The sequence below is a fragment of the Mycobacterium simiae genome, from assembly GCF_008370645.1.
Classification (GTDB): Bacteria; Actinomycetota; Actinomycetes; order Mycobacteriales; family Mycobacteriaceae; genus Mycobacterium; species Mycobacterium simiae_A.
On the sequence record NZ_VTZN01000204.1, the window covers coordinates 1 to 7,940 of the forward strand.

Consider the following 7,940-nt stretch of genomic DNA (forward strand, 5'->3'; position numbering starts at 1 on the left):
GGGGCAGCAACGGTGAGCGAGGGCGTGCTTGCCGCAGTTCCGTCGATTGCGCTGCGCAGGTATGCGGCTACGGCAGCGGGATTGGGATAGTCGAAGATCAATGTCGTGGGAAGGGCAAGTTCGGTGGCGCTCTTGAGGCGGTTTCGTAGTTCGATAGCTCTGGCGGAGTCGAGTCCCAGGTCTTGGAATGCGCTGGTGGAGTCGATGGCGGCGGTGTCGGCGTATCCGAGAACGGCGGCGGTATGGGAGCGCACCAGGTCCAACAAGAGGGTGCGTTGCTGGTCGCCAGGCAAGTTCTGCAGGCGCCGTATGAGATCCGATTTTGGTTGGGCGGCAGGGTTGCCCGCAGGCAATGGGCCTCGCGTTTGGCCGCTGATGACGGCTTCGAGCTGTCCGTCGGATACGGTTCGAATTGCCATCGAACGCACCGATAACACTGGGGCACCGGTGCTGTCAGCCAGTTGCAACGATAGCGCATTCGGCCCCACGGGGATGATGCGTGCGCGTGCGGTCGCCGCTCCGGCGGTGTGTAACGCCACGCCCTCCCAGGCAAAAGGCAACGCTTTTTGACCGCCATCGGCGGCCAGCATCACAGCTTGCAGCGCCGCATCGAGCAGCGTCGGGTGCATAACGAATTCGGCGACCTCCGCGCCAACAGACTCGGGTAGACGAAGCTCGGCGAATATCTCGTCACCGCGGCGCCATGCCGCGGTCAACCCACGGAATGCTGGACCGTACGCGTAGCCACGCCGGGCGAACCGCTCATACACATCAGCTGTCGAGACCTCCTCGGCATCCTCAGGCGGCCACACCGACAGATCCGCGACATCCTCGAGTTGCCCATCGGGAATCAACCAGCCCTCTGCATGCAACAGCCAGCCCGAATCATCCTGACCAACACGGGAATATACCGAAACCGGGCGACGGCTCGAGGCGCCGTCAGCCTCGACCGCAACATAGAACTGGACTTCAGCATCGGCAGGCAACACCAACGGCGCGCGCATGATCAGCTCGTCTATGAGTCCGCAATTGACCTCAGCTCCGGCGCTCATCACCAACTCGACGAACCCGGCCCCCGGAAAAAGGACCATTCCGTCCACCACATGGTCGGCTAGCCATGGATGAGTCTGAACCGACAGACTGCCGGTCAACGCCAACGCACCTGCCTCTGATCGGTGAACTACGTCCCGAAGCAAAGCGTGCCTGGGCCCAGCTAACGCGGTGTTCATTGCGCGGCCCATGCTGAGTGGCGCCGGATCCAGCCAATAGCGCTGGCGCTCAAAGGCATAGGTGGGTAGAGCTACGCGTTGCGGATGGCGCGCAGCGAGCACGGCTGTCCAGTTCACCGGTACGCCGTGCACATGAGCCTCGCCCAGTGCGGTGACGAAACGCCGCATGTCGCCCTCGTCGCGTCGCAACGATCCCAGCACCGCGACGGTGGTAGCGCTCTCGGCGTAAGCAGCTACGGTTTCCTGGATCGACATTCCCAACATGGGGTGCGGACCCATCTCGATGAAGGTGCGACAGCCCTGCTCCAGTAGCCGCTGGGTTGCCAGCGCGAACTGCACCGGCTCACGCAAATTGCGGTACCAGTAAGCGCCGTCGAGGGCAATGGTGTCCAGCTGTGTGCCGGTGACCGTGGAAAAGAACGGAATATCTCCGGCGCGCGGCGAGATGGTGGCCAATTCCGCGATCAATCGGCTTTCCAACGCCTGCACGTGAGCTGAATGCGAGGCGTAGTCGACCGCGATACGTCGAGCGAAGATCCCCTCCGCCGCGCAGGCGGCGACGAACTCATCCAGCGCCGTCGACTGACCGGAGATCACGGCGGAAGTCGGACTGTTGAGCGCGGCAATCGAGATCCGGTCATCCCAGCGCCGCAGTCGGGCATCGACCTGTTCTCCAGGTAGTCCGATCGATGCCATTCCGCCGGTGCCGGCCAGCTCGGCGATGGCTCGGCTGCGCAGCGCTACCACCTGGGCGGCGTCCGGCAGGCTCAGCGCCCCAGCGACGTATGCTGCGGCGATCTCGCCTTGAGAGTGACCGACCACCATGGTCGGGGATACCCCGCACTCGCGCCAGAGCGCCGCCAATGACACCGTCACCGCGAACAGGGCCGGCTGCACGACGTCCACTCGGGTCAATGCCGATTCCGGCACCCCACCCCGTAATACGTCGTCCAACGACCAATCGACATACGGGGCAAGAGCAACAGCACACGCATTGATCTGCGCGGCGAATACCGGTGAGCTGTCCAGCAACCCGGCGGCCATCGCCGGCCACTGCCCGCCTTGACCACCGAAGACAAATACGACCTCACCATCCAACGCGCGCCCGGTTACTAGCCCGGGAGCCGGTTGCCCATTGGCTAATGCCGTTAACGCCGTCGTCAGCTCCACCCGCGTGGTGCCCACCATGGCCGCCCGATGCTGCAGCCCGGCGCGGCCGGTGGCTAGTGACCACCCAACATGTGCGATATCCAGCTGAGGATGATCAGCCAGGTGCGCGATCATTCGCTTGGCCTGAGCCTTGAGAGCCGATTCGGTTTTCGCAGATATCACCCACGGAACTGCGGCGGATTCGCCGATAACGGCGCCGTTGTTGGACCGTGACACGTTGGCCTGCTCGGGAATAGGAGCTTCCTCAACAATGAGGTGAGCGTTGGTGCCTGAAATCCCAAACGACGACACCGCGGCGCGGCGGACCCGCTCACCGGGCTGCCAGGGTTGGGCTTGCGTGAGTAGCCGCACGTGGCCCGTGGTCCAATCCACGTACGGTGTTGGGGCCTCGACATGTAACGTCGCAGGCAACATATCGTGGCGCATGGCCTGGATCATCTTGATCACCCCGGCCACCCCCGCGGCCGCCTGAGTGTGGCCCATATTCGACTTGATCGACCCCAACCATACCGGTCGACCCGCATCACGATTCTGCCCATACGTAGCCAAGATGGCCTGTGCCTCAATCGGATCCCCGAGCACAGTGCCGGTGCCGTGGGCCTCCACCACGTCCACATCGCCAGTGTTCAGCCCGGCATTGGCCAGGGCGGCGCGAATAACCTCCTCCTGTGAGGGCCCATTGGGGGCGGTGAACCCATTGCTGGCCCCATCCTGATTGACCGCGCTGCCCCGAATAACCGCCAACACTTGATGGCCGTGGCGGCGGGCATCAGAAAGCCGCTCCAACAACACCAACCCAACACCCTCGGCAAACCCCGTGCCGTCAGCCGCGGCGGCGAAGGACTTGCACCGCCCATCAACCGACAATCCCCGCTGACTGGAGAACTCAATAAACGTGCTCGGGCCGGCAATCACCGTGACGCCGCCGGCCAGTGCCATCGAACACTCATCCAAGCGCAGCGCCTGACATGCCTGATGAATGGCGACCAGCGACGACGAGCACGCGGTGTCCAACGTCGCCGCAGGGCCCTTCAAGCCAAACGTATACGCCAACCGGCCGGACGCCGCACTCGCAGACATGCCGGTGGCTAGATACCCAACTACGTCGGGTCCGCCGCGTTCGATCGCGTACTCCGACCTCATTGCTCCAGCGAATACCCCGGTTTGGCTGCCGTGCAACGACTGCGGGTCGATGCCGGCCGACTCAAAGGTCTCCCAAGCGGTTTCCAAGAGCAATCGCTGCTGCGGGGCCATCGCCAGCGCCTCACGAGGTGGAATTCCAAAGAAGTGCGCGTCGAAGCTAGCTGCGTCCTGCATAAAGCCGCCCCAGCGGGTATACGACGTGCCCGCATTATCCGGGTCAGGATGGTAAAGCCCTTCCACATCCCAACCGCGATCAGTGGGAAATGCCGATATCACATCGCGGCCCTGAGAGACTATGTCCCACAAGTCGTCCGGAGAGTTGATTCCGCCCGGATACCGGCATGCCATTCCCACCACCGCGATCGGCTCAGTCAGCGCGGTCACCAGCGAACGATTTTCCTGTTTCAGGCGATCAACCTGTACTAGCGCGGTACGCAGTGCTTCTGTCGCCTGCTCGAGCTTGGTAGTTACAACCGAATGGTTCATTTCCGGACTTCCTGTTGGTTCATAGCCAGTCTCATGAGATCGTCAAGGTCCAAATCCGCAAATTCTGTTGGGCTCCGGCCCGCTGGATCAGCTGTCGCGGGGATCAGTCCTACCGCTTGCCGTAACCGACTGACGGGATGGATCTCTTGCTTCTCTGGGCTCTCGGAGTCACCGAGGGTCGTCTTGGTTAGCCGACTACATAGATACTCGGCGATGGCACTGGGGTTGGGATGATCGAAGATCAACGTCGCGGGAAGGTGCCAACCGGTGTTGTGGGCCAGCCGATTACGAAGTTCGATGGCGCCGAGAGAGTCCAGCCCGATTTCGGTGAAGACGCGGTGCGGGTCGACCGCCTCGGGCCCCGGATGGTTGAGTACGGTTGCGACCTGCCTGCGTACCTCGGCTAAAAGTAGGCTGTACCACTGCGATTCGGGGACATTCTCCAGCCGCTGAGCCAGGGTGCGGCTCGTTGTCTGACGTTTGACCGGCACCCGGACCAACCCGCGTAGCACCGGGGGCAGCACCGCGACACGCGCCTGAGCCCGCAACGCAGCAAATTCCAGCAGAGCAGGCACCAGGATGGGTTCTGGGCGCGCGCACGCCTGGTCAAACAATCTCAATCCGTACCCGGTCGACATCGCCGCTAACCCGGTGCGCAGGATGCGGGCTCGATCGGCTTTATCGAGTTGGCCTGCCATCCCACTGGATTGAGCCCACAACCCCCACGCCAGCGACGTCGCCGGGAGGCCGAGCCGGTGGCGGTACTGGGCCAACCCATCCAGGAACGCGTTGGCGGCAGCATAGTTGGCTTGACCTGGGCTGCCCGTCACCGCGGCTGCCGAGGAGAACAGCACGAACGCTGACAAGTCCAATCCTGCGGTGAGTTCGTGCAGATGCAGGGCGGCATCAAGTTTCGGACGCAGCACCTGTTCGACCTTGTCTCGGTCGAGTGCTTCGATCAGGCCGTCGGCCAGCACACCGGCGGTGTGGATGACCGCGCCGAGCGGATGCTCAGCTGGTATCGCAGCTAGTGTCTCGGCGAGTTGGTCGCGGTCGGCGACATCAGCGGCAACGAATGTCACCTGGCAACCTTGGTTCTCCAGTTCGTCGCGCAACTGTTCGGCGCCCTGGGCTTCGGCACCGCGACGACTGACTAACAACAGATGCCCGCACTGGTGCGCCGTGGCCAGATGGCGGGCCACCGCCATACCCAATACGCCGGTGCCCCCGGTGATCAGCACCGTGCGCCGAGAGTGAAACACCGCGGCTTCGGGTTTCGGGTGGGCCGAGGGACGGGCTATCCGCGGTGCTAACACGATACCTTCACGTACAGCCAGCCGAGGCTCACCCGCTACGGACAATGCCTGGGCAATGGCCTGACGTGAGGCCGCGTTGGCTAGCCGATCTTGAAGGTCGATCCACGTGAACCTACCCGGGTGCTCGGAGGCCGCGCTGCGCAACAATCCTTCAGCGGCCGCGGCAGCTAGGTCTGGGCTTTCCCCGTCACCGGCCGCTACCGCCGAGCCGGTGATAAATACCAGCCGTGACTGCGCCAGCTCCGGGGCGCCCAGCCAGGTCTGAATCAGACCCAGCGTGCGGTGCACCCCGGTGCGCGCACTATCAGCAAGCCCACCCTCATCGGTGATTGGTGCGTTGATCAATACTACTTCCGGGACGCTGCCACCCGTCCGGACTGCCTCGATCAATGACACTAGATCCGTTACGCGCACAATATTTTCACCGGCGATGTCGGCCAAGTGCAGCGGCCCGCCATCGATAGTCACCGCCGTCCGGGGGGCCGCGTCACCGACGGGGACGGGGGTCCAATTCACTGTGTACAGTGACTCGACCCCGTGGCTGCTGACCGCGGCAAGCGCCGCGGCATTGATCGGGCGCACAGCAAGGGATTCCACCGCCAGTACCGCAGCTCCTGACTGATCAACCGCGGCTATGCCAAGACCACCGGTCTGGTTGGGGCTCAACATCACCCGCAACACCGAGGCACCACGTGAGAACACCGACACTCCGGCCCAGGCAAACGGCAACGGCAACGCATTGGCCGCCTGTTCCTGGCTGGGTATTCCGGCTGCCGGGTGCAGGGCCGCGTCGAACAACGCCGGATGCACACCAAAACGTTCGTCGGCATGCTCATCGTCGAGGACGATCTCGGCAAACAAGCGCTCACCGCGACGCCAAAGTGCCTGCACTCCTTGGAATACCGGACCATACTGAAAACCCTGCTCGCCCAAACGGTCATACAGCGAGGCAGCGTCCAGCGACTGTGCATTAGCCGGTGGCCATGACGCCAACTCGGCAAACCAGGCACCATCCTGCGTATCAGCACTGAGCACCCCACTGGCATGCCGCACCCACGGGTTGGTTGGCGTCTTGGTGGAGGTCTCTCGGCGCGAATGGATGGTCACCCGACCGCGGCCATGCTCATCAGCGCTGACGATGCGCAACTGCAGCTGCAGCCCGCCATGGTCGGGGATGGCCAGGGGAGTTTCTAGGACGAGCTCGTCGAGTCGGTGCAGGTCGGCCTGGGCTCCGGCGGCCAGCGCCATCTCCACCAACGCGGTGGCCGGCAACAGCACCACATCAAGAACGGCGTGATCGGCCAACCACGGGTGGCTCTCTCTTGAAAGCCGTCCGCTAAACAACCAGCCATCGTCGTCGCCGAGGCTGTCTCCGGTGGCCAGGAACGGATGGTCCACCCCGGCCAGCCCCGCCGACGCCAGATTCTCCGCACTGGCAGAAGGGTTCAACCAATACCGCTGCCGCTGAAACGCATACGACGGCAACGCCACGCGCTGCACGCGATACGGGCTGAAGACCGACGCCCAATCCCACTCCACTCCATGCACATACGCCTGGGCCATGCACTGCATCACCGCCTGGGCCTCGGAACGCTTAGCCCGTAATACCGGAACACACAATGCTGAACTGTCACCGCCCAAACTTTCGCGCACCATTGCAGTCAACGACCCTGTCGGGCCCACTTCCACATACCGGCTGACCCCCGCCTCGGCCAGGAAAGCGACTCCGTCCTTGAACCGCACCGCCTCGCGCACATGACGCACCCAATACTGCGGCGAGCTCAATTGGGTTGCCGTGGCAAGCTCACCAGTCAGATTGGAAACAACCGGAATCTGGGGCTCCTTCAACGTCAACGTCGCCACCACATGACCAAACTCTTCGAGCATCGGCTCCATGCGCGCCGAATGAAACGCATGACTAACCGCTAACCGCTTCGTGCTATGGCCATGCCAGCCCGTGATCCACTCCTCGAGGGCATCGGCATCACCGGAAACCACCGTCGAGGCAGGGCTATTGACCGCGGCGACCGACAAACGCCCGCCGTAAGACTCCAATGTGGGACGCACCAGCTCCTCGGCGGCCGCCACGGCCACCATCGCCCCACCCGCGGGTAGGCCACCCATCAACCGCCCCCGGGCAGCCACCAACACACACGCATCCGCCAACGACAACACCCCAGCCACATGCGCAGCGACCAGCTCACCAATCGAATGACCCATCAGGTAGTCCGCACGCACTCCCCAGGAGTCCATCAAGCGATACAACGCCACCTCAACGGCGAACAACGCCGGCTGCGTAAACGCGGACTGGTCCAACAGCGCCGCCTCCGCCGAATCCGCAGGGGCAAACAACAAGTCACGCAGCGACCGGCCCAGGTACGCATCAAAGTGCGCACACACCTCGTCGAGGGCCCGCGCGAACTCCGGATAGATTCCGGACAGTTGCGCACCCATACCGGCACGCTGAGCGCCTTGGCCGGGGAATATGAATGCGGTTTTGCCGTGGGTTGTTTTGCCGGTTATTGCGGTGGGGTGGGGTTGGTTGGTGGCTAGGGCGGACAGTGTTGTGATTATTTCCTGGTGGTCGTTGCCGATT

At 63.3% G+C, this 7,940-nt stretch carries 2 protein-coding genes; both read right to left on the reverse strand.

Annotation, left to right across the window (positions count from 1 at the left end; all coding sequences use genetic code 11):
* The coding region (locus F0Q45_RS22630; protein WP_149656046.1) for a type I polyketide synthase at nucleotides 1-4,028 on the reverse strand (4,028 nt) is incomplete at its 3' end.
* Nucleotides 4,025-7,939, reverse strand: a complete 3,915-nt coding sequence (locus F0Q45_RS22635; RefSeq protein ID WP_306439468.1) for a type I polyketide synthase — start codon at nucleotides 7,937-7,939, stop codon at nucleotides 4,025-4,027. The genes F0Q45_RS22635 and F0Q45_RS22630, both read right to left, overlap by 4 nt.
* Nucleotide 7,940: the final 1 nt, after the last annotated feature.